The sequence below is a fragment of the Marinospirillum alkalitolerans genome, assembly GCF_045055655.1.
GTDB classification, from domain to species: domain Bacteria; phylum Pseudomonadota; class Gammaproteobacteria; order Pseudomonadales; family Halomonadaceae; genus Marinospirillum; species Marinospirillum alkalitolerans.
Map to the genome: position 1 here is coordinate 114,049 of NZ_JBANFI010000007.1, position 20,356 is coordinate 134,404.

The 20,356-nt window shown below is 53.2% G+C and carries 11 protein-coding genes; 9 read left to right on the plus strand and 2 right to left on the minus strand.

The window, feature by feature from the left end:
* The first annotated feature begins 4 nt into the window (after positions 1-4).
* The 5 genes from V6U78_RS11490 to V6U78_RS11510 all read left to right on the plus strand — a co-directional run bounded on the left by V6U78_RS11490 (position 5) and on the right by V6U78_RS11510 (position 9,557).
* Positions 5-2,230: a putative bifunctional diguanylate cyclase/phosphodiesterase gene (locus V6U78_RS11490; protein ID WP_405340895.1), complete on the plus strand. Its 2,226-nt coding sequence runs from the start codon at positions 5-7 to the stop codon at positions 2,228-2,230.
* Positions 2,231-2,840: 610 nt separating this feature from the next.
* Complete coding sequence (locus tag V6U78_RS11495) at positions 2,841-4,436, plus strand: isocitrate lyase (RefSeq protein ID WP_405340898.1); 1,596 nt, start codon at positions 2,841-2,843, stop codon at positions 4,434-4,436.
* Positions 4,437-4,583: 147 nt separating this feature from the next.
* Positions 4,584-5,162, plus strand: a complete 579-nt coding sequence (locus tag V6U78_RS11500) for an RNA 2'-phosphotransferase family protein (protein ID WP_405340901.1) — start codon at positions 4,584-4,586, stop codon at positions 5,160-5,162.
* Between the two features lie 131 nt (positions 5,163-5,293).
* A complete protein-coding gene (locus tag V6U78_RS11505; protein WP_405340904.1) occupies positions 5,294-6,430 on the plus strand; it encodes an efflux RND transporter periplasmic adaptor subunit in 1,137 nt (378 codons plus the stop codon).
* A gap of 4 nt (positions 6,431-6,434) precedes the next feature.
* Complete coding sequence (locus tag V6U78_RS11510) at positions 6,435-9,557, plus strand: efflux RND transporter permease subunit (RefSeq protein WP_405340907.1); 3,123 nt, start codon at positions 6,435-6,437, stop codon at positions 9,555-9,557.
* A 96-nt stretch (positions 9,558-9,653) separates the two neighbouring features.
* Here V6U78_RS11510 and uvrA read toward each other — a convergent pair whose 3' ends face one another.
* Positions 9,654-12,485, minus strand: coding sequence for an excinuclease ABC subunit UvrA (uvrA, locus tag V6U78_RS11515; RefSeq protein WP_405340934.1), 2,832 nt, complete (start codon positions 12,483-12,485; stop codon positions 9,654-9,656).
* Between the two features lie 220 nt (positions 12,486-12,705).
* Here uvrA and V6U78_RS11520 point away from each other — a divergent pair, with 220 nt between their 5' ends.
* Both V6U78_RS11520 and ssb read left to right on the plus strand, forming a co-directional pair.
* Positions 12,706-14,067, plus strand: coding sequence for an MFS transporter (locus V6U78_RS11520; RefSeq protein ID WP_405340910.1), 1,362 nt, complete (start codon positions 12,706-12,708; stop codon positions 14,065-14,067).
* 53 nt (positions 14,068-14,120) lie between these two features.
* Positions 14,121-14,786 carry a single-stranded DNA-binding protein gene (gene ssb, locus V6U78_RS11525; protein WP_405340913.1) on the plus strand — a complete coding sequence of 222 codons (666 nt, stop codon included), beginning with the start codon at positions 14,121-14,123 and terminating at the stop codon, positions 14,784-14,786.
* Between the two features lie 643 nt (positions 14,787-15,429).
* Here ssb and V6U78_RS11530 read toward each other — a convergent pair.
* Positions 15,430-15,612: a hypothetical protein gene (locus tag V6U78_RS11530; protein WP_405340916.1), complete on the minus strand. Its 183-nt coding sequence runs from the start codon at positions 15,610-15,612 to the stop codon at positions 15,430-15,432.
* Positions 15,613-15,663: 51 nt separating this feature from the next.
* On the opposite strand from V6U78_RS11530, the gene V6U78_RS11535 reads away from it, so the two are divergent.
* Both V6U78_RS11535 and V6U78_RS11540 read left to right on the plus strand, forming a co-directional pair.
* The gene (locus tag V6U78_RS11535) at positions 15,664-17,289 is read left to right on the plus strand and encodes a reverse transcriptase/maturase family protein (RefSeq protein ID WP_405340919.1); all 1,626 of its coding nucleotides are present in this window, start codon (positions 15,664-15,666) and stop codon (positions 17,287-17,289) included.
* A gap of 268 nt (positions 17,290-17,557) precedes the next feature.
* Complete coding sequence (locus tag V6U78_RS11540) at positions 17,558-20,068, plus strand: mechanosensitive ion channel domain-containing protein (protein ID WP_405340922.1); 2,511 nt, start codon at positions 17,558-17,560, stop codon at positions 20,066-20,068.
* Positions 20,069-20,356: the final 288 nt, after the last annotated feature.

A 20,356-nucleotide genomic window follows, 5' to 3' on the forward strand; every position in this document is an offset into this window, starting at 1 on the left:
AGGGATGCGATCGATCAAGGCTATCTTCGCTGCGGCCCGATCCGGCTGGAGTTTAGAGTTTGCGTTACTTCTACCTATTTTACTGGTGCTGGTCTTAACTGGCTTGTGGGGCGGCATCGCCATCTATTCGATTAAACATCAGGCGGAAGTTACACGCCGCGCACAAGAGCAGGATTTATCGACCCTGACCCTCGCGGCTGATTTCACTCGTTCGGCTGCTTTGGTGCATGCTCAGGTCATGGAAGCCTTGAATCAGGCTCAGTACAGTCAAATCAGTGAGCTAGAGCTTTATTTTCAGCATAGTGATATCAGCGAAAATCTGGCGCAGCTCAATCAGCAGGTGGATGCCTTGGCCAGCTCGGCCTTAATCCGAGCGGTTAATCATGGGAGCAGCGGTCTGCTGCGTGAAGCCTTTCAGGATTATCGCCGCTTTGTGGTGATGGCCACGGACATCGTCACGGTTGACCCATCACGGGCGCAGCATTATGTCAGCGCCGCGCAGGATCAATTCATTTACTTCTCCAACTATGCCCAACGTATTCAGCAGCTGCTCTCGGCACGGACGCTGGAGCAGCAGCAGGGGGCTTATCGCCAGGTGCACACCTATCTTGATCGTCTGGCTTGGCTGGCCTTACTGAGTTTTGTGGTGATGATGGGGTTGGCGCTGCTCCTGGCCCTGCGTATGACCCGGCGTTTGCGCGCGATTACCGAAGCCCTGCTCAGCTTGGCACACAGCCAGCAGCAGGGCGTGCCCTCACTGGAGGCCATGCAGCAGATCGAGCAGCAGTGTCAGAATGAATTTGGTGCGATGGCGCAGGCCCTGCTGAGACTCAGAGATGCAGAGCGAGAAAAGCGTTTGGCGCAGGAGCAGGTGCACCATCTGGCCTATTATGACAGCCTGACCCAGCTACCCAATCGGCGTTTAATGGCCGAACATTTACGCCACTCCGTACAAAGCAGTCGTCAGGTGCACCAGTGGGGCGCGCTGCTGATTTTCGATCTCGATCATTTTAAAAGCATTAATGAGTCTGAAGGCCATCCGCTCGGTGATCAACTGCTGCTGGAAGTGGCGCAGCGTCTGTGCTCCTTGGTCGAGGCCAGCCCCTTGATTGGCCGCCTCGGTGGCGATGAGTTTGCCATCCTGCTGGATGCCTTGGCAGAGCAGCCGCAGCGAGCTGCCAATCTGGCTGAGGACTTTGCAGAAGACCTGTTGGCCCTGCTGGCACAACCTTATGTGCTAAGCGAAAGCAGCTATCAGATTACGGCCAGTATGGGCATTGTTTTATTCGATGGCCGCGAGCATTCAGCAGATGACCTACTGCGCTTTGCTGATTCGGCCATGTACTTGGCCAAACAGCGCGGCCGTAACCAATGGTGCTTTTATGATCCTGAGATCCAATCGGCATTAGAGGCGCGCAACCAGCTCGAAAGAGACTTGCGTTTGGCCGTCGAGACTCAGCAGCTGTTTTTGGTCTATCAGCTGCAGGTGGATATTGAAGGTCGTCCCTTTGGTGCCGAAGCGCTGCTACGTTGGCAGCACCCTCAGCAGGGCTTGATTTCACCGGCTGATTTCATCCCTCTGGCCGAAGAAAGTGGGTTGATTATCCCGATTGGTTATCAGGTTCTGCGCACCGCCTGCGAGCAGCTGGTGCGCTGGCAGGCCCACCCTGCAACGGATCATCTTACGTTGGCGGTGAATGTGAGCGCGAAGCAGTTTGCGCAAGCGGATTTTGTTGCGCAGGTGCTGAATATTCTTCAGCAGACACAAGCGCCGAGGCACTTGCTGAAACTTGAGCTGACAGAAAGCATGGTGCTGACCCAGGTCGAGGAAACCATCGAGAAGATGCATCACATTAAAGCTCTTGGGCTGGCCTTCTCGATGGATGATTTTGGGACGGGTTATTCCTCGCTCCAGTACTTAAAGCGTCTGCCCCTAGATCAGCTTAAAATCGATCAATCCTTTGTGCGTGATCTACAGCATGAGGATGATGCCACCATCGTGCGCACCATTATTGCGATGGGCAAGGCGCTGAATTTGCAGGTGATCGCGGAAGGTGTCGAAACCCGTGAGCAGCAGGATTTTCTAGCGCGCTATGCCTGCGATGCCTTTCAAGGCTATCTCTTCTGCCGCCCTGAGCTGGCAGAGGAGATCACCCAGCGGTTGCAGCAGTATGCCATTGCCCACCCTGCCCCGTGGATGATGGAAGCACCCTCAACTGCCGATTTTTGAGGTGAATTATTTTCACTCTAATTCTTGATTGTCATGAATTGAATTCATTTTTAGAGTGGATTATGTCAAGGCTGACCCACTTCTGATCATTGTCGACACATCGCGCAGGTTTTTCTTTTCTCTAACGGACCTCTTCTCCGCCCCTTATCACTTATTCAGTCTTAAGGGCTGGCCTTCTCTCTGCCTGTGACGGATCTTTATTGTCAACAATCTTGCTTTTTTTCTTGCAGCTGAGCTTGCTGAATGGGTTTTTTGAGGAAGCAAAACTACACCATTTATGCGCTGCAGCAATTAAATTTGTCACAGGCGGTAGTCAAACTACAAAAGGGCGCTTGTAGTTTCTTTACAACGACTTGTATAGCCCAAAGTCGCGTTTGCAAAGGGCTGGCGGCTTGGTGCATAGTGAGCCCATAGCGAATAACAAACGCCCGTTTAAAGCGCTGGATTGGAATTCATCAGCTCAACAAGAGTGGATTGCAATCCAGATCGTCGCAGGAAAAGTCCCGCCAAGGTGTCGACCAAGGCAGGCAGAAAAGAGACCGGAGATGCTCATCGCAAAATGGGGATTGAAGGTACAACCCTAACAGGCACACTCTGTAGAGGAAAAAGCATGTCAACTTATCAACAAGATATCGATGCAGTCGCACAACTGAAAAAAGCCAATGGCTCTGCCTGGGATGCGATCAATCCTGAATATGTTGCACGTATGCGTGCGCAGAACAAATTCAAGACTGGCCTGGACATTGCCAAGTACACTGCAGGCATCATGCGTCGTGACATGGCTGAATTCGACAAGGATAAAACCAAGTACACCCAATCTCTGGGTTGCTGGCATGGTTTTGTCGGTCAGCAAAAACTGATTTCGATTAAAAAGCACTTTGGTACCACTGAGCGTAAGTACCTCTATCTGTCAGGCTGGATGGTTGCTGCCCTGCGTTCTGAGTTCGGTCCTCTGCCTGACCAGTCGATGCACGAAAAAACCGTTGTGGCTGATCTGGTTGAAGAGCTCTACAAGTTCCTGCGTCAAGCGGATGCACGTGAACTGGGCGGCTTGTTCCGCGAGCTGGATAAAGCGCGTGAAGCTGGCGACAAAGCCAAAGAAGCCGAAGTGCAAAAGCAGATCGACAACCACCAGACGCACGTTGTACCGATCATTGCCGACATCGATGCTGGTTTTGGTAACGCGGAAGCCACCTACCTGCTGGCCAAGAAAATGATCGAAGCCGGTGCTTGCTGCCTGCAGATCGAAAACCAAGTGGCTGACGAGAAGCAGTGTGGCCACCAGGACGGTAAAGTGACCGTGCCTCATGCCGACTTCCACGCTAAGCTGCGCGCTCTGCGTTATGCTTTCCTGGAACTGGGTGTTGATGATGGTGTCATCGTGGCTCGTACTGACTCTGAAGGTGCTGGTCTGACCAAAGAAATCGCGGTTGTGCGTGAGCCAGGCGATCAAGGCGACATCTACAACTCTTACCTGGATGTTGAAGTTGTGGCTCCAGAAGACACCAACCCAGGTGACGTTCTGATCAGCCGTGATGGTAAGCTGGTGCGTCCTAAGCGTTTGGCTTCTGGCCTGTACCAGTTCCGTGAAGGCACGGGTCACGAGCGTTGTGTCTTCGACTGTGTTGAAGCCATCAATGCCGGTGCTGACCTGCTGTGGATCGAAACCGCTGTACCGACTGTTCACGAAATCCGTGACATGATGAACGAAGTGCGTAAAGTCCACCCAGATGCCAAGCTGGTGTACAACAACTCGCCTTCTTTCAACTGGACACTGAACTTCCGTCAGCAAGTATTTGACGCTTGGGTTGAGCAAGGTAAAGACGTCTCTGCCTATGACCGTGCTGATCTGATGAACGCCAAGTATGACGATTCTGAACTGTCTGCTGAAGCCGACGCACGTGTTCGTACCTTCCAGGCGGATTGCTCACGTGAAGCCAACGTGTTCCATCACCTGATCACGCTGCCGACCTACCACACCACGGCCCTGTCTGTTGACAACCTGGCCAAAGAGTACTTCGGTGATGCCGGTATGCTGGGTTATGTTGAAGGTGTACAGCGTAAGGAAATCCGTCAGGGTATCGCTTGTGTGAAGCACCAGAACATGTCTGGTTCTGACATCGGTGACGACCACAAGGAATACTACGCTGGTGAAGCGGCGCTGAAAGCTGGTGGTGCGAAAAACACCTCTAACCAGTTCAGCTAAGCTCCTTGAGTCGATAGGCTGATCTGCCTTGCTGTAGATCAGCCGCTGAATTAAAAAAGGCGACGCCGTTTGGGTGTCGCCTTTTTGCGTTAGAATCCATGCCCTTGGAATGCGTAACCCGTGTTGAATCCACCTTGATAAAAAGTGATGAAAGCGATGATTGAGACGCCTGTTTTTTTGCAAGATGCACAAGATATCCTGACTGAGCAAGGCTTCACCACGAGCCAAATTTGGTACCACGGGACTTCTTCTGCTTTGGTCCCTGCGATTCTAGAGCAGGGTCTGAAGCGCTCGGGTGATCAGGCACTGGCCGCGCTGGAACAGAAAACACTGGCGACCATAGGGGATCAGTACCAGCCAGCTGTCGAGCCGGTATTTCTGACCCCCAGCCAAGAGCTGGCCTACTACTGGGCCTGCCAGACAGTGCGGCGGCGTGGAGTGCGCTTTGCCGGTGAAGAAACGCCGGTGGTCCTCGCGCTCACGCTGCCCGCCGATGTGGCACAGCAGGTCAGACCAGATGTTGGCGCGGCCAGTCTGTTGCTATTAGACGAAGGCGAGGCCTATCTGGCTTATTTGGCATCGATCTATCAGCGTTTAGGATTGAATCCGCCAGAAATAGATCTTGCCAAGGCCGCTCGCGAGGATTATTTGCAGCAGCTGGGTATGGCCTATCTGGATGCGGATCTGCCCGCCAGCTGTGTGAGCCTCTGCCAGCCTTCCATCTAGGCCGCCCGCCTGACTCGCTGTCTTCTTCTCTGTGCTGGATAGATGAGATTTCTTGACTGTTTAGACTCATCAGTCTAAGCTGCTGAGCTGATTTAATCGTCTTGCCTCTCTATCTTGCCGGAGAAGAATTCATGATGTCTGTGCACCGCTTATCCTTAGGGGGCCGCCTTGCGCTCTTAGCCTTGGTGATTCCTTTCTTAACTGCCTGTGGTGATGAAAAACCAGCGGCAGGTTTTCAGTTTCCTCCTTCTGCCGTGACGGTGGAGCGTGTCACGCCGACCAGCGTGGATGTCAAAGTGGAATATGCAGGGCGAGTGCGCGGTTCTCGTGAAGTCGAAGTGCGTGCGCGTGCGGGCGGCATCCTGGAAGAGCGTCTCTATGTCGAAGGCCAGATGGTAGAAGAAGGCGAGGCCCTGTTCCGTATCGATTCTGAGCCTTATGAAATTGCGCTGCGTCGCCAGCAGGCCGAACTCAGCAACGCGCAGGCTAATCTGGAAAGTGCCAACCGTGAATGGCGGCGTATTTCTGACTTGTTCGCTCGTAACGCCGTCAGTGAGCGTGAACGAGATCAAGCCCAAACCGCGCGTGAGCTGGCTCAGGCTCAGGTCACCGTGGCTCAGGCTGCGGTGGCCGATGCGCAGCTGAATCTGCGTTATACCCATGTGGCCGCCCCCATTTCCGGTGTCACGGGTATGGAAAGTGTGCCCGAAGGCAGCTTGATTCAGCAGGGCGCCTTGCTGACCACCATCACCCAAAACCATCCAGCGCATGTCCACTTTGCCCTGCCAGAAACAGACGCCGCTGCACGCCAGCTGGCGCGTTCGGCGATGACAGGTGAAGAGCGCAATCATAGCTATCATGCGCGTTTGATGCTGCCTGGTGGTCAGGTCTATGAGCAAAGTGGTGCGGTGGATTTCACCAATAGCAGCATTGATCCGCGCACCGGCACGGTCACCGCACGGGCAGTCTTCCCGAATGGGGATCATCAGCTGGTGCCTGGCCAGTTTGTGCGTATTCAGCTGGTCCTGCAGCATCTGGATAACGTGTTCCTGATTCCACCGAGTGCCGTCGCTGATACCCGCTCAGGTTCACAGGTCTTTGTTATCGATGATGAGCAGCTGGCTCAGGTGCGCGTGGTGGAGCTTGGCCCAGTGGTGGACGGGCGTCAGGTGATTCTGCGTGGTCTGGAAGCAGGGGACCGCCTCGTCGTGAATGGTCATGTCGCATTGCGTCCCGGTGCGCCAGTGGCCGTACAAAACGGAGAATAGCGGTATGCTACGTTTTTTTATTGATCGGCCCATTTTTGCCTCGGTGATCTCGATCATTATCGTGATTGCTGGCTTGGCCTCTTTACGCACTCTGCCTGTCGAGCAGTACCCCAATGTGGTGCCGCCTGAAATCGTCGTCAATGCCAGCTTTCCTGGTGCCAGCGCGCAGGTGATTGCCGAAGCCGTCGCGGCCCCTTTAGAGCAGGAGATCAACGGTGTTGAGAATATGCTCTATATGCAATCGAGCAGCACCGACTCAGGCAGCTTGACCATCACCGTGACTTTTGAAATGGGGACCGATCCAGATCAGGCCGCCATTAACGTCAACAACCGTGTTCAGCGCGCTCTGCCGCGTTTGCCGCAGCGGGTGCGGGATCTGGGGGTATCCGTTCAGGCGCGCTCAACCAATATTCTGCTGGTGGCGGTCTTAACATCACCTGGTGGGGTGTATGACTCCCTCTATACCAGTAACTATGCGCTGCTGAATGTCCTCGATGAGCTGGTGCGCTTACCCGGTGTGGGTGAGGCGAGCCTGTTTGGTGCGCAAAACTACTCGATGCGGATCTGGCTGCGTCCTGATCTGCTGGCCCAGTTTGATCTCACCCCCAGCGATATTGCCGCTGCCTTGCGTGAGCAGAATGCGCAGTTTGCCGCCGGACGCATAGGGGCGGAGCCTTCTCCAGAAGATCAGGCTTTTACCTTTACCGTGACCACGCCCGGCCAGCTGGATTCAGCAGAAGCCTTTGAACAGATCATCCTGCGCTCGGATCAAGATGGCGGTACGCTGCGTTTAGGTGATGTGGCTCGCGTTGAGCTGGGCTCACAAAACTACGATATCAGTGCCACCTATAATGGCGAAAGTGCGGTGCCGATGGCGGTTTATCTGCAGCCAGGTGCGAATGCGGTCGATACAGCCAAGCTGGTCAGAGAGACCTTTGCTCAGCTGGCCACGCGCTTTCCGGAAGGGATGGAATATACCATCCCCTATGACACCACCGAGTTCGTTGAGCTCTCGATTCGTGAGGTGGTGATCACACTGATCATTGCTGTCGTGCTGGTGGTTTTTGTCACCTTCCTGTTTTTGCAAAACCTGCGTGCCACGCTGATTCCTGTGGCGGCGATTCCTGTGTCATTGATCGGGACCTTTGTCGGGATGACGGCCTTTGGCTTTTCCGTCAACCTGTTGACGCTCTTTGGTCTGGTGCTGGCCATCGGGATCGTGGTGGATAACGCGATTATCGTGATGGAAAACGTCGAGCGCTTGATTCATGAAGAAAGCATGAAGGCGCGTGAGGCGGCCATTAAAACGATGGAGCAGGTGGCCGGTGCGGTGGTCTCCTCCACGCTGGTACTGGTGGCGGTTTTTGCACCGGTGGCCTTTTTGGATGGTATGACCGGTGAGCTGTATCGCCAGTTTGCGGTGACCATTGCGGTATCGGTGGTGGTCTCGGGCCTCGTTGCTCTGACGCTGACCCCCGCCATGTGTGCGATGCTGCTCGATAAACAGCCTAAAGAACCGGCAGCGCCCTTTCGTCTCTTTAACCGCCTATTTGATGGTTTGACCAATGGTTTTGTGGCCCTTGTCGACTTCTTGCTGCGCCGCTGGGGCTTGGGTGTTCTGCTGTTTGCGGGCTTTATTGGCGCGACTGTTTTGGTCTTGGATCGCCTGCCTTCAGGACTGGTGCCAGCGGAGGATCAGGGGGTGGCACTGGTCGTCGGGCAGTTGCCGCCTTCTTCGGCCTTAGGGCGCACTGAGGCCACCAGCGATGTCTTGGCTGAGCGTTTGTTACAACTGCCTGATGTGCAGGAGTTCACCAGTATTGCCGGTTTTGACATTATTGCGGGTTCTTTGCGTACGAATGCGATGATCGGCTTTGCTAACTTGACTGATTGGAGTGAACGTACGCGTCCAGATCAGCAGGCTTCTGCGATTGCAGGCCAGATTATGGGCATCGGCTTTGGTATCCAAGAAGCCAATGTGTTTGCCTTTACACCACCGCCGATTCAAGGGCTGTCTTTGACCGGTGGCGTTGAGGGCTTCTTGCAGATACGTGAAGATCGCACGCCAGAAGAAACCTTTGAGCTGGCGAATCGGATCGCGATGGCGGCCAATGCGCGTCCTGAGCTGGTGAATGCGCGCACGACGTTGGATACCAGTATTCCGCGCTATGTGGCCAGTGTTGACCGCGAAAAGGCCAAGGCGTTGGATGTACCGATTAACCAGATCTTTGAGGCCATGCAGAGTACCTTTGGTGCCCTCTATGTGAATGACTTCACCTATCTGGGACGCTTGTGGCAGGTCAATATGCAGTCAGAAGGTGATTTCCGTAGTCAGCCGGATGATCTGCGTCGCGTCTTTGTGCGCTCGACGACAGGGGAGCTGATCCCTCTGAGTTCGCTGGTCACCATGGAGCGCACGACAGGGGCGGATATTATCAACCGTTTCAATATCTACCCAGCGGCCAAGTTGATGGCAGATCCAGCTCCTGGTTTTACCAGTGGTCAGGCAAAAGAAGCCTTAGAAGCGGTCATCGCTGAGTTTACTGGCGAAGCCGATATCCATCTGGGATGGATCGGTGAGGCCTTCCAGCTGGATGCAGCAGGCAATGCGGGTGCAGCGGCCTTTGCTATGGGCTTGCTGATGGTGTTCCTGATTCTGGCAGCCCAGTATGAGCGTTGGACTCTGCCTTTGGCGGTGGCTTCTGCGGTGCCCTTTGGTGTGTTGGGCGCAGCGTTGGCGGCGTTATTCAAGGGCTTCCCGAATGACATCTACTTTCAGGTGGGTCTGTTGGTATTGATCGGTTTGGCGGCCAAGAATGCGATCTTGATCGTTGAATTTGCGGCGCAGAACCGTAAGCAGGGTATGAGTTCGACAGAAGCGGCCAGCAAGGCTGCGCGTCAGCGTTTCCGCGCGATTATCATGACGGCCATGACCTTTATTATCGGCTCTCTGCCCTTGGTGTTTGCAACGGGTGCCGGTGCGGCCAGTCGTCAGGAAATCGGTTTTGCGACCGTTGGCGGGATGTTGGCGGCCAGTAGTTTGGCGCTGGTCTTTGTGCCAGTGATTTATAAAATCCTGGACGATCTGGCCTCACGTGGTCAGAGCAAGGCGCAGCAACAGAGTTAATTTGCAGCGTCTGGATCAGCACAAGGCCCCTCACTCTAGAGTGAAGGGCCTTTTTTGTGCCTGCTGGTTTGTGATCCGCCCCGCAACACCGAGCCTTTAGCTTGTGCCAAGCAGTGGCTTCAAGAAGTGTCCAGTGTAAGAAGCGGCTTCTTCTGCGACTTCCTCTGGCGTGCCCTGTGCAACCAGTGTGCCGCCGCCCTTGCCGCCTTCTGGGCCGATATCAATAATCCAGTCAGCGGTTTTAATCACATCCAGATTATGCTCGATAATCACCAGCGTGTTGCCGTGATCACGTAGGCGATGCAGCACGGTCAGCAGCTGGCGGATATCTTCAAAGTGGAGTCCGGTTGTTGGTTCATCAAGAATATACAGGGTTTGGCCGGTATCGCGTCGTGCCAGCTCTTTTGCTAGTTTCACACGCTGCGCCTCACCTCCAGAAAGGGTTGTGGCACTTTGCCCAAGGCGGATATAGGACAGGCCGACATCCATCAGCGTTTGTAGACGACGTGCCACTGCAGGAATCGCGGTGAAGAATTCGCGTGCTTCTTCTATCGTCATTTGCAGCACTTCATGGATATTCTTGCCTTTATAGCGCACTTCGAGTGTTTCGCGGTTATAGCGCTGGCCCTTACAGATATCGCAGGGCACATAAATATCGGCCAGAAAGTGCATTTCCACCTTGATCAAACCATCGCCTTGGCAGGCCTCGCAGCGACCACCCTTGACGTTAAAACTAAAGCGCCCTGGCTTGTAGCCGCGCGATCTGGCCTCTTGGGTACCGGCAAAGAGTTCACGAATGGGCGTAAAAATGCCTGTATAGGTGGCGGGATTCGAACGCGGTGTTCGACCTATCGGGCTTTGATCAATATCGATGACTTTATCGAGATGCTCTAATCCAGTGATCTGGTCATGGGCCGCGGCCGTCAGCGTTGTGGCTCCATTGAGCTGGGTGGCGGCAACAGGATAGAGGGTCGCGTTAATCAGCGTGGACTTGCCTGAGCCGGAGACACCAGTGACACAGGTCATCACGCCCAACGGAATCGAGACATCGAGGTTTTTCAGGTTGTTGCCACGCGCGCCGTGAATCACCAGTTGGCGTTCAGGATCGGGTGCATGGCGTAAAGCGGGTAGATGGATTTGGCGACGGCCACTGAGATAATCGGCGGTGATCGACCCCTCTGCCTGCATTACTTGTTCAGGTGTACCCTGGGCGACAATTTGGCCGCCATGCACCCCAGCTCCCGGCCCAATATCAATCAACCAGTCTGCCTGACGGATCGCATCTTCATCATGTTCAACAACCAGAACGGTATTGCCCAGATCGCGCAGATGCTTCAGGGTTTCCAGCAGGCGCTCGTTATCACGCTGATGCAGGCCGATCGATGGCTCGTCGAGAATATACATCACACCCACCAGCCCCGCACCGATCTGGCTGGCCAGACGAATCCGCTGCGCCTCACCACCGGAGAGGGTTTCGGCACTGCGCTCTAGCGAGAGATAATCCAATCCCACGTTGACCAAAAACTTCAGGCGTTCGGTGATTTCTTGCAGGATGCGCGCCGCAATTTCACCCCGTCGACCCGGTAGAGTGAGCTGGCTAAAGAGATTCAACGCCTCGCCCAGAGGCAGCTTGACGACTTGAGGCAGGTTCCATTCACCGACAAACACATAGCGCGAGGATTGCTTCAAGCGGCTGCCTTCACAGGTTGGGCAGGGCTGGGTGGTGAGTAGGCGGCTCAGATCTTCACGCAGCTGCGTGGAATCTGTATCTCGATAGCGGCGCTCTAGATTAGGGATCACGCCTTCAAAAGGATGCTGCTTATGGATGCGCTGCCCGCGATCACTGATATAGCTGAAGTCGATCTCTTCACGGCCACTGCCATACAGTAGCAGCTGCTGCACTGAGGAAGACAACTCTCCCCAAGGCGTATCCAGGCTAAATCCGGCATGTTTGGCCACCTGTTCCAGTAGACCAAAATAGTAAGCATGGCGACGATCCCAGCCACGAATCACGCCTTCAGCCAGCGATAAGCTGGGATCACCCAGCAGCTTCTTTTCATCAAAAAACTGCTTCACACCTAGGCCATCACAGGTTGGGCAGGCCCCAGCAGGATTGTTAAAAGAGAAAACGCGCGGTTCGAGTTCGGTCACCGCATAACCGCAGTGGGGGCAGGCATGGTGTGCTGAGAAAACCAGATCTTCATGCTCTGGATCATCCATCAGGCTAACGAGTGCCATACCCTCTGCCAGTGCCAGCGCGGTTTCAAAGGATTCGGCCAGACGCAGCTGCTGATCGGCCTTGATCTTTAAACGATCCACTACGGCCTCAATCGTGTGCTTGCGCTTTTTATCCAGCGCAGGGGCTTCGTCCAGCTCGACGAGTTCGCCATCAATACGAGCGCGAATAAATCCTTGCGCCCTTAAATCTGCCAGCAGGTTGAGATGCTCACCTTTGCGATCCTGCACCACGGGGGCAAGCAGCATTACCTTGGTGCCTTCGGGGAAGTTCAGCAGGTGATCGACCATCTCTGAAACGGTTTTGGCCTCAAGCGGCACATCATGTTCTGGGCAGCGAGGAATCCCCGCGCGCGCATAGAGCAGGCGCAGATAATCATAGATTTCAGTGATGGTGCCCACGGTGGAGCGTGGATTGTGTGAGGTGGATTTTTGCTCAATCGAAATCGCAGGCGAGAGGCCCTCGATATGATCCACATCGGGCTTTTCCATCATGGATAAAAATTGACGCGCATAGGCGGAGAGGGACTCGACATAACGCCGCTGGCCTTCAGCATAGAGGGTGTCGAAAGCAAGGGAAGATTTCCCTGATCCTGAAAGCCCAGTGATCACCACCAGCTGATCGCGCGGCAGATCGAGCGAGACATTCTTGAGGTTATGCGTTCTGGCACCACGTACACGAATTTGATCCAAGGCCACTTGAGCTTCTCCCGATAGACATGCAGCCAAATAGTATAAAGCCAGAGTCAGGGGTGTGTCTGTTTTGTCTCACAAGAGAAGAAGCTGGGCTGATCCAGCGAGCAAGACTTAAGCTGGCTGCCAGCGCGTACAAGCGGTAGAATGTCCGGCTTATTTTGTCATCTCACCTCTGATGCTCGACTCATCACAGATCTCTGCAGGGAATAAAAACGCCATGTCGCGTGATGCTTTAACCACTACAGAATTACGTGCCGTGACAGGGCTGGCTGGTCTTTATGGCCTAAGAATGCTTGGCCTGTTTATGGTTTTGCCGGTCATGCCCTTGCTGCTGGAAAACTTCCCCGGTGCGACACCTCTGGCGATAGGTCTCGCCATCGGGATCTATGGCCTGACGCAGGCCATGCTGCAACTGCCTTTTGGCTGGCTCTCTGACAAGCTGGGCCGTAAGCCGCTGATCTATGCAGGCTTGGCACTCTTTGCGCTGGGGAGTCTGGTCGCGGCGGCAGCGGATTCGATGCTGGGTTTGATCCTTGGGCGAGCCTTGCAAGGTATGGGCGCGATTGCCAGTGTGCTGATGGCGCTACTGGCGGATCTGACCCGCGATGAAAAACGCACTCAGGCGATGGCAAGTGTGGGTATCAGCATTGGTTTGGCATTTATTGCCGCGATGGCTCTTGGGCCTTGGCTCGCATCATGCATAGGCTTATCTGGCCTCTTCTGGATGACAGCCTTGCTCAGTGGCGTGGGGATGCTGATCGTCTGGCGCTGGGTTCCTGACCCGCTGCGATCCACCAAGCATTTGGATGCCGGGATTCAACCTGCGCGCATCAAGAGCGTGATTTTGCAGCCGCAGCTATTGCGTTTGGATGCCAGCATTCTGGTGCTGCATCTGTTGCTGACGGCGGTTTTTATTGCGGTTCCTGGTTTGCTGGTCCAAGCCGGTTGGGATTTGTATCTTCATGGCTGGATTTATCTGGGTTCGATGCTGCTGGGTTTTTTTGCAATGATTCCACTGATTATCATTGCGGAGAAGGGTCAGAAGATGAAGGCCATGCTGCTGCTCGGGATTGGCTTACTGGCACTGGCGCTGCCGATGCTGGGCACTGGCGCGGTCTTCTGGTTGTTGTTTGGCTTGTGGGTGTTTTTTATTGGCTTTAATTTGCTTGAAGCCAGTTTGCCCTCACTGATTAGTAAACAAGCGCCGATGGCCGCCAAGGGTACGGCTATGGGCGTCTACTCGACCTCGCAGTTTCTGGGCGCTTTCCTTGGTGGCCTGCTCGGTGGTTGGGTGATGCAGCGCTGGGATGCTGAGCTGCTTCTCTGGGGCGCGACGCTGCTGGTTGGTCTCTGGTGGTTGCTGATGTTAAGTTTTGCAGCACCTCGGCATCTTTCGAGTCGTGTTTTTTCCTTACACCCAGCACAGGTGCAGGATGCAGCAGGATTTAAGGAAAAACTACTTGGCCTTCCTGGCGTCGTTGAGGTGGAACTGATGCTTGAAGAAGCCACTGGCTACCTCAAACTGGATCGCAAAGAGCTGGACGAAGAGGCGCTTGACAGCCTGATTGCAGGCAACTAAACCTGAACAGACATTCAGTAAAGAAGACAACTTAAATTAAGAAGGTGAAGATTATGGCGCGTGGAGTGAACAAGGTGATTTTGGTGGGTAATCTGGGTAATGATCCGGATATCCGTTACACCCAAAATCAGAAACAGGTGGCTAACTTAAGTGTTGCCACCAGTGATCAATGGACAGATAAAGCCACAGGGCAGCGTCAGGAAAGAACAGAATGGCACAAGGTGGTGATGTTTGATCGTTTGGCTGAAATTGCAGGCCAATATCTGAAAAAAGGCAGCAAAGTCTATATCGAAGGCAAGCTGCAAACCCGTAAATGGCAGAACCAGCAAGGTCAGGATCAGTACACCACTGAAATCGTTGCCAATGAAATGCAAATGCTCGACGGACGGGATGGTGGCGGTCAACAGCAGGGTGGCTATGGCAATGCAGGGCGTCAGGCAGCACCTCAGCAGGACTACCAGCAAGGCTATGCTCAGCAGCCCTATGCACAAGCTGCCCCGCAAGCGGCACCGGCTCAACCGAGTTACCAGCAGCCCCCCATGCCAGCAGCTCAGCCCCAGTATGCGCCCCAACCTGTACCTCAGCCAATGCAGCAGCCTGCTGCGCCAGCTCCACAGCCGATGGCACCACCCATGCAGCAGCCTGCCCACCAGCAACCTGCAGCTCAGCCAGCGGGTGGACAGAACTTCAATGACTTTGATGATGATATTCCGTTCTAGGTGCGCCGTTTTGCTAGGTAAATCAAGCACTTGCATATACGCTGTATTGCAAGTATAGGCTGTTGGTAGGCCTATTGCAAACCTGACTTATCCTTGTCCAGTAATGGATCTGAGCCTCGAAAGGGGAAGGGGAGTGCAGCATGTCAGGAAAAGGCGGGTGGCGGTGAAAGAGTCTAATTTGCGCCCGTCATTGCAAGTCCCATACGGTTAAGCCTGATTGGTTGAACCATAGTCCTTTGTGGGTTTCGGGATATCAATGACCTATGACTCTTGAGAGGTCATTTCGCGTGTAGTCGGGGAGATTGTTAGAACACCCGGCTAACCAACCACGCGACACGCGCTCGGTGAGAGTGTTAAGGGGACGTAAGTGGAACCTAAGTGGGATGCACCTTGACTACCTAGAAATGCGGGATTGCCTAAACAGGTCTCAACTATGGGCCTGCATGGCAACGGAGACTTCGTAGTACCCAATGTTAGCCTGTAATGGGTTTAGCAGTCAGTAACCAGCCTGACCTGAAAACTGAATATAAGTTTCCAGTAATGGGAGTGAAAGTTCAGCCGTAAGGGGGAAGGGAGTCAGACAAGAACATACCAATAGAGCGAGGTTCGATAGTCAGTGCTATCACAACGAACACTCAGTGCGCTAGGTGGTATAGGTAAAGCGAGTAAAAGTGGGGCCAAGGTAAGGAAGCTGCACAAGATCATGTGTAGCAACAGGGACTTGTGGACTCAAGCGTATGCGAACATTTACGCCAATAAAGGGGCTTTGACCCGAGGAGCAAATGGGAACACGCTGGATGGATTCGGGGAAGATCGGGTAACTCATCTGATCTACTTGATCCGAACTGGAGTTTACAAACCAAGCCCTTGCCGCAGAGTGGAGATACCAAAAGATCCGAGGAACCCAAAAGGCAAGACCAGACCTCTAGGGGTGCCTAATGGCGACGACAAACTCATCCAAGAAGTAATGCGGATGATGTTGGAAGAGATCTATGAGCCGATCTTCTCAGATTGGAGCTTTGGTTTTCGGCCAAACCGATCGTGCCATACCGCCCTCAATGAGATAAGGGATAGCTGGAAGGGGACTAAATGGGTCTGTGACGTTGACATCAAAGGGTACTTCGACAATATCGACCATGATCGCTTGCTGCACTTTATGGGCAAACGAGTTGATGACCGAAAGTTTCTGAACCTAGTTCGGAGATTTCTGAAGGCCGGATACATGGATGATTGGCGATACTACGGCACGCACAGCGGGACACCTCAAGGAGGGATTATCTCTCCAATTTTGGCCAATATTTATCTGCACGAACTTGATGAGTTTATGGTAAGTAAGGTCAAGGAGTTCAGCACGGGCAGTCGGAGAAGGCCCAACCCTGAATACCGAAAGCTTCTGTGTAATCGGAGTAATCGGATAAAATGGCTCAAAGAGCGAAGCGACATAACTGAAGAAAAGGCCGCTATATGGCGGCTTGAGATTCAGGAATGGGGGGAAAGACTCGGCAAGATGAACAGCGTGCTGATGGATGACCCCGGCTTCAAGCGCTTGAGGTATGTCAGATACGCGGACGACTTCTTGATTGGTGTCATTGGCACTAAACAGGAAGCGAAAGCAATCATGGCAGACGTTACCCGCTTCGTTGAAACGGAGTTAAAGCTGGAAATTTCTCAAGAGAAATCCAGCATTGTGGACCCAAAACAAGGCCTGACCTTCTTAGGCTACTCCATCGTGTGTAGGCGTGAAAACAAGAAGGTGAAATGCGTTGTCAGTCACAAGGCTGATGGAAGCAAAGTGCATGGAACTAAGCGAACCATCACCGAGCACGTGCATCTTGGGGTTCCTCGGGAAAAAGCGCAGAAGTTTGTGGAACTCAAGGGTTACGGTTTCTATGACTCAGGAAAGGCGTTAGCGAAGAAGGCTCTCTTATTCCACAGCGATACCGAGATTGTTGCTCAGTACAACGCAGAGTTCAGAGGCTTTGCGAACTACTACAACCTCGCGCCGCAGCTCTATCTGAACAAGGTAGAGTGGATCTGGATGAACAGCCTCTTTAAAACACTTGCTGCAAAGCACCAGACGAGTAGGGCCAAAATTGCAGATCGCCTTAAAAGAGGGGACGGCTCCTATGTTCTTAAGGAGTGGCGAGGGGAAAAAGTCTTCGAAACAGCGGTGTTTAAACTGAAAGACAGGGCTGCACCTAGGCCGAATCAGGTAGATGAACTCCCTAACCTCTATAAATATCTGGGGCGAACGGAGCTGCTTGACCGGCTGAAAGCTAGTGTTTGTGAATACTGCAACCAAACCTCTGGCCGTCTTGAGGTGCACCATGTGCGCAAACTGAAGGACATCGCCCAGGGAACGGAACCATGGAAAAGGTTCATGATGGCAAGACGCAGAAAGACTTTGGTCCTATGCATTGACTGCCACCGTGATTTGCACAAGGGAACACTACCCGATCTACGCGCTTTCCGGAAAAGTCTTGTTGGAGAGCCGTATGCATAGAAATGTGCACGTACGGTTCGGTGGGGGGGCAACGGCCAACCTTGTTCTGAGGCGCACGTGCCCTACCCAACAATACACCTGAGATGGTAGTGTAAAGTATCTTATTTAGAGGCCTGATAATTCAGGCCTTTTTTGTTTTTTCTGTGTGAAGTTGGAAGCCTCGCCCGTGGTGCTTAGGGGGGCAGTCACTGACAGACGCGAAGAGAGAGGAGAATGCCACAATCATGGTGTGGCTCTGTAGACTGTAATCTGTATCAAGGTTATTTTTATGGCAAACCAGAGCCAGCCCGGCAACTTCTGGAGCGCCTTAAGCCTTGAAACCATGTATAAACTTTTTAGAAAACTGACTTTTTTACTGCTGTTAAGCAGCTGTTTGCCGTTATTGGCGAATGATTTGAGTAGCGGGAAGAGTTATTCCCAGACGATTTTGCAGTTTGAACAGCTCTTGCAAGACACCCGTCTTCAGGGGGAGCAGTTGGCTGCCAGTGAAGCAGAATTGCATGAGCAGTTGGCTGCTTTGCAAGGCAGCCCACTGCTCTATGGTGTATTGCAGCAACAACGAATGGCATTACCCCGCATTGAAAATGACTTTTTCCTGCCGGATGTGATTGCTCAGGTTCGTTTACAGCAATTTGAAACCAACCGACAGTTGCGCCAGGCTCAGCGTGAACAGCGTTATGAACCACAACTGGAAGCTGATCAGCAACAACTGCAGCAGCTGCTGAATTTGCTGGTGGCGTTGCAACAGGAACAGCAGGGGTTGTTCAACACCAGTAAACGCCTGAATCAAGTGCTGGATGAGCGCCTGTTTTGGGCCAGCAGTAACCCACCGGTTGATTTGCAATGGTTGCAACTGCTGCCAAGGCATATCAGTCAGCAATTGCTGTCTTTCCAGCCGGAAACACTGCTGCCGACCAGGGAGCAACTGGCCTCTACTCTCTGGCGCACTCTGTCACTGCTGGTACTGGCATTGGTACTCTGGTTGCTGCGTCCAAAAATCCACCGTCAGCTGGCTGCTTTTAATCAACAAATGGAGGGGTTTCAGACCGAACAAAACTCCTGTGGTCTGAATGGCAGTTGCACTCCGCCTCCACCTTGGTTAACACCTCTGGCACTTTTCCTGACCGCCTTGTTGTGCCTCCCTTTACCTTTATTGTTATCCAGTGCTGCCAGCCTGTTAAGTAGCCCAGACAGTGATCAGATGAATCCATCAGCAGGGCTGGCGGCCTTGGCACTGAGTGGTTTTATGCTGATGTTCATGCACCGGGTGCTGACGGGTGCCAGAATTGCAGAGCTTCACTTTGCCTGGCCGGAAGCCACCTGCCAGCGCCTGCTGGGTTTTGTTCGCCACCTGACCTGGGTTTTGTTGCCAGCCAGTTTTATTCTGGCACTGGCTGAGCAGCAGACACTGTCCTTACCTGAGGATGTGCTGGGTGTGCTGGTTCTGCTATGTGGTGGTTTGGCACTCTGCTGGCTATTCGCGCGATTAATGTGGCAAACCCCACCCCTGTATGGTTCTCTTCTATTGCACTGGATTGTTACCAGTCTGCTGATTCTGATGCCGCTGGCTCTGGTGGTGATGACCGCTATGGGTTATTACTTTGCAGGACTGAAACTCACCAGCCGACTGTTGGTGAGTCTTTACCTCGTAGTTGGTTGGGTTATTACCGAAACCAGCGTTTACCGCATGATACTGCTGGCTACTGAGCGCCTGCGTTATCAACGTGAACAGGAAAGGCAGTTGCTGGTGTTGGAGTCCTCAGGAGAGGAGCTGTCTCATGTGCAACCTCTGCCTCGACTGGAAGTGGAACAGATCCATCAGCAGTCCATGCGTTTGGCGCGGTTTTTGTTATTGCTGGGTTTTGGTGGCTTGTTGTGGTGGGTCTGGGCTGATTTGTTGACTGCTTTCCGTTATCTCGACAGCCTGGTGCTCTGGCAGTATTCCAGTGGAGACAGCTTGCAGCCGATCAGTTTGACCGACTTTATGGCCGCAGCTTTTATTATGGGTTTTGCGCTGTTTCTTGCTGCCAACCTGCCAGGTTTGCTGGAGATTCTGGTGTTGTCGCGGCTGCAGCTGCAACAAGGCAGTGCTTATGCCATTACCACTTTGCTGAACTATGCTATTACCGGTATAGGTTTTGTGATGATGTTATCGGCCTTGGGGGTCAGCTGGGATAAGTTGCAATGGTTGGTGGCTGCCCTGACGGTGGGTCTGGGTTTTGGTTTGCAGGAGATTTTTGCCAACTTTGTTTCTGGCCTGATTCTGTTGTTTGAACGCCCGGTACGTATCGGTGATGTGGTCACCCTCGGTAATTTATCCGGGCGAGTCCGCCAGATTCGTATTCGTGCCACCACCATTACTGATTTTGATCGTAAAGACATCATTGTTCCTAACAAGAATTTTATTACCGGTCAGCTGATTAACTGGTCACTAACCGATACCGTTACCCGTGTGATTGTCAGAGTGGGTGTGGCTTATGGTTCGGATCTGGAAAAAACCCGTGAGATTTTGCTGGCTGCGGCTCAATCCAATCCCAGAGTGCTGGAAGATCCCAAACCTCAGGTACTGTTCCTTAACTTTGGTGACAGCACACTGGATCATGAGCTGAGAATTCATGTGAAAGAGCTGAGCGATCGCAACCCGTCCATCGATGAAATCAATCGTTATGTGGATGCCCGCTTCAAGGAAGAAGGCATTGAAATTGCCTTCCGCCAGCTGGATATTCATCTCAGAAACAGTGAAGGTGTGGAAAAGCTGGTGCAAACCCGAATTGGGTAATCCGGGGGCATTCGAGGTGTTGGTGAAAACCCTGTAATGACACTCTTTGAACAATGGCCCCAGTTATCCTATGCCGTGCATTACGGTGGGGTTTCGGCTTGATAGAATAAGTGCTGGCCTTCGTCTCGGAGCAGAGAGACGAAGGCCAGCACTTAAAGTTAATACTTAAAACGCTGGATGAGCCTCTGAATGCTAGCCGCCACTGCTTGTAAATCTTGAGAGCGACGCTGCGTTTGCAGTGCACCTACTGAGGCTTCTCCAGCTAGGCTACCAATTAATCATGATATT

What these genes read in the sequence shown, in the direction of transcription:
- V6U78_RS11490 (WP_405340895.1), top strand. Translation starts at nt 5, where the DNA reads ATGCGATCGATCAAGGCTATCTTCGCTGCGGCCCGATCCGGCTGGAGT.
- V6U78_RS11495 (WP_405340898.1), top strand. Translation starts at nt 2,841, where the DNA reads ATGTCAACTTATCAACAAGATATCGATGCAGTCGCACAACTGAAAAAA.
- V6U78_RS11500 (WP_405340901.1), top strand. Translation starts at nt 4,584, where the DNA reads ATGAAAGCGATGATTGAGACGCCTGTTTTTTTGCAAGATGCACAAGAT.
- V6U78_RS11505 (WP_405340904.1), top strand. Translation starts at nt 5,294, where the DNA reads ATGATGTCTGTGCACCGCTTATCCTTAGGGGGCCGCCTTGCGCTCTTA.
- V6U78_RS11510 (WP_405340907.1), top strand. Translation starts at nt 6,435, where the DNA reads ATGCTACGTTTTTTTATTGATCGGCCCATTTTTGCCTCGGTGATCTCG.
- V6U78_RS11520 (WP_405340910.1), top strand. Translation starts at nt 12,706, where the DNA reads ATGTCGCGTGATGCTTTAACCACTACAGAATTACGTGCCGTGACAGGG.
- ssb (WP_405340913.1), top strand. Translation starts at nt 14,121, where the DNA reads ATGGCGCGTGGAGTGAACAAGGTGATTTTGGTGGGTAATCTGGGTAAT.
- V6U78_RS11530 (WP_405340916.1), bottom strand. Translation starts at nt 15,612, where the DNA reads ATGAGTTACCCGATCTTCCCCGAATCCATCCAGCGTGTTCCCATTTGC.
- V6U78_RS11540 (WP_405340922.1), top strand. Translation starts at nt 17,558, where the DNA reads ATGGCAAACCAGAGCCAGCCCGGCAACTTCTGGAGCGCCTTAAGCCTT.